The sequence below is a fragment of the Streptomyces morookaense genome, from assembly GCF_013030945.1.
GTDB lineage: Bacteria > Actinomycetota > Actinomycetes > Streptomycetales > Streptomycetaceae > Streptomyces > Streptomyces morookaensis.
Window position 1 is genome coordinate 1 of the sequence record NZ_JABBXF010000148.1, and the last position, 2,458, is coordinate 2,458.

The 2,458-nt window shown below is 77.2% G+C and carries 1 protein-coding gene; it reads left to right on the top strand.

What is annotated here, in order from left to right; translation table 11 throughout:
• Positions 1-107 precede the first annotated feature (107 nt).
• On the top strand, positions 108-2,249 hold the full coding sequence (locus tag HG542_RS33500; RefSeq protein ID WP_171088143.1) for a primosomal protein N': 2,142 nt from the start codon (positions 108-110) through the stop codon (positions 2,247-2,249).
• The last annotated feature ends 209 nt before the right edge of the window (positions 2,250-2,458 follow it).

The window sequence follows — 2,458 nt, forward strand, 5'->3', positions numbered from 1 at the left end:
GGCCCTGAAGCAGGCCGCCGGACTGTAAGTCCCGCAAGCACACTTCGGCCCCGGACCGTTGAATCGGTTCGGGGCCGTTGTCGTTGCCCTCTGGTAGGACTGGATCTGTGAGCAGCGAGAAAGGGCGGCCCGAGCAGTCGCCGGCGGGGGAGCAGCTGGCGCTCATCCGGGAGAGCGTGCGCAAGGCCAAGGTGCCGCGGGCCAAACCGCGGACGTGGCGCGGGGCGGCGCTGGCCGGGGAGCTGCCCGTGGCGCGGGTGCTGGTGGACAAGGGGCCGGTGCACCTGGACCGGCTGTGGGACTACGCCGTGCCCGCCGAGCTCGACGCCGACGCCCAGCCGGGCACCCGGGTACGAGTGCGGTTCGGGGCCGGTACGTCCAAGGTGCGGGAAGGGCGCCGCGAGGGCGGTGGGCTGCTCGACGGGTACATCATCGAGCGGGTGGCCGAGTCCGACTACCAGGGGCCGCTGGCCGCGCTCGCCCAGGTGCTGTCGCCGGAGCCGGTGCTCCGGCCGCCGCTGCTGAGTCTCTGCAAGGCCGTGGCCGACCGGTACGCCGGGTCGCTCGCCGATGTGCTGCAGCTGGCCGTTCCGCCGCGGCACGCCCGTATCGAGGCCGAGGCCTCGCCCCGGCTGCTGCCCCGGCCCGGTGCGCCCGAGGCGGGCAGCTGGGCGCGGTATCCGACCGGTCCCGCGTATCTGGACGCCCTGGTGCGGGGGGACACCCCGCGTGCCGTCTGGACGGCGCTGCCCGGGCCGCACTGGCCCGCCGAGCTCGCGCGGGCGGCCGTCGCCGCGCTCGCCTCCGGGCGGGGTGCGCTGGTCGTCGTGCCGGACGGGCGGGCCGCCGCCCGGGTCGACGCAGAGCTGACCGCGCTCCTCGGCCCGGGCCGGCACGTGCTGCTGACGGCCGACCTCGGCCCCGAGGAGCGCTACCGCCGCTGGCTCGCCGTGAACCGCGGCGCGGTGCGGGCCGTCGTCGGCACGCGCGCCGCGATGTTCGCGCCCGTGTGGAACCTGGGCTTCGTCGCGATCTGGGACGACGGCGACTCCAGCCACAGCGACACCAACGCCCCCCAGCCGCACGCGCGCGAGGTGCTGGTGCTGCGCGCGGTGCAGGAGAAGGCCGGGTTCCTGCTGGGCGGTTTCGGCTGCACCGTCGAGGCGGCGCAGCTGGTGGACACCGGCTGGGCGCTGCCGCTCGCCGCGGACCGGGAGCGGGTGCGGGTGACCGCCCCCCGCGTTCGCACGGTGGAGGAGAAGGACGAGGCGCGGGACGAGGCCGCCCGGGCCGCGCGGCTGCCCACGATCGCCTGGGAGGTCGCCAGGGAGGGGCTCCGGCACGGCCCCGTGCTGGTGCAGGTGCCGCGCAGCGGCTACGCGCCCCGGCTCGCGTGCGAGCGCTGCCGCGAGCCCGCGCGGTGCCGGCACTGCTCGGGGCCGCTGGAGGCGCGGGAGCGCGACGCCGGGCTGCATTGCGGCTGGTGCGGGCAGCAGACCACGGACTGGCACTGCCCCGAGTGCGGCGGCTTCCGGCTGCGTGCACGGATCGTGGGCGCGCAGCGTACGGCGGAGGAGCTCGGCCGGGCCTTTCCCGCGGTGCCGGTGCGCACGTCGGGGCGCAACCACGTGCTGGACACCGTGCCGGACCAGCCCGCGCTCGTGGTCTCCACGCCGGGCGCGGAGCCGGTCGCCGAACGCGGTTATGCGGCCGCCCTGTTGTTGGACGGCTGGGCCCTGCTCGGGCTGCCCGACCTGCGGGCCGGGGAGGAGGCGCTGCGCCGCTGGCTCGGTGCGGCGGCGCTGGTGCGGGGGCAGGAGGCGGGCGGCACGGTGGTCGTCGTGGCCGAGCCGACGCTGCGGCCGGTGCAGGCGCTCGTGCGCTGGGATCCTGCGGGGCATGCGATGCGGGAGCTGGCCGACCGGGCGGAGCTGGGCTTCCCGCCCGTTTCGCGGATGGCGTCCGTCGCCGGGCCGCCGGCTGCCGTGGCCGAGCTGATCGGGTCCGCGGAGTTGCCTCCGGGGACGGATGTGCTGGGGCCGGTGCCGCTGCCGGTGCGCAGGGCCGGGGCGCCGGCCCGGACCGGGGAGCCGCCGCCCGGGGAACAGTGGGAGCGGGCCCTGTTGCGGGTCCGACCTGGCCAGGGCGCTGCGTTGGCGGCCGCCTTGAAGGCGGCGCAGGCGGTTCGCCTCGCGCGCCGGGAGGGGGAGCCGGTGCGGCTGCGGGTGGATCCGCCGGATATCGGGTGACGGTTGTCTGTGGCTGGTCGCGCCCACGCGGCGGAGCCGCATATTCAGCAGAGCCCCGCGCCCCTTTCGGGGCGCGGGTTCGTGGTACTGCGCCCCGCAAGGGGCGCGGGGAACTGCGCGACCAGCCACGCACGGCCCGCAGCCCCGCGGAGCGCTCAGCCGTTACGCGGCCCCGGGAACACCGATGTGCGCGGCTCCGGCACCGGGAC